Annotated in this window: 1 protein-coding gene; it reads right to left on the bottom strand. The window is 38.5% G+C overall.

Annotated features, from left to right (window positions below; genetic code table 11):
* Positions 1-517 (bottom strand): site-specific integrase (locus IE313_RS34805; RefSeq protein WP_189939391.1); only part of this gene is annotated, 517 nt, incomplete at both ends.

Below are 517 nucleotides of genomic sequence, written 5' to 3'. Positions count from 1 at the left end.
CCCACATGGCCTCTTCGCCCTGGCTTAACATTAAGCTTGCAAAAGTGTGCCTCGTGGTGTAAAGCTTGCGGTCTTTTAAATTCAAGGTTTTCAATAGTTTTTTAAACATTATTTGAAACTCTTGAGTCCTTTTAGGAATGCTAAGAAAAATCATTTTTTTATTAGCCGGCTCGCTTGCTTTTAGCTCTTTTAGGATTTTCTCCACGGGCTCTAATAGGTCAATTTGTCTAATGCTTGGCTTGTTTTTAGGGGTTGTGATAACTCCTGAAAGGTTTAAAGATTTGTCAATGTTGATTTTTTTGTTTTCAAAATCAATGTCGCTCCAAAAAAGCGCTAATTGTTCGCCTGTCCTTAAGCCGGTAAAAAACGCTACCGCTAAAAACGCCTTTAATCGCAAGCTTGGTGCGTTTTCTATGAGCGACTTAACCTCTTCTAGATTAAAAGGATCGATCGCTTTGGCTTCTTGCGCGTTTTTAAGAGTGATCGCATAATAAGGGCTTTTCTCTAAAAAACTTTC

Origin of the sequence: Streptomyces sulfonofaciens, from assembly GCF_014656295.1 — a bacterium.
Lineage (GTDB): Bacteria > Actinomycetota > Actinomycetes > Streptomycetales > Streptomycetaceae > Streptomyces > Streptomyces sulfonofaciens.
Note: the sequence above shows the minus strand (reverse complement) of the source record. Positions and strands in the feature narration are given on the sequence as shown.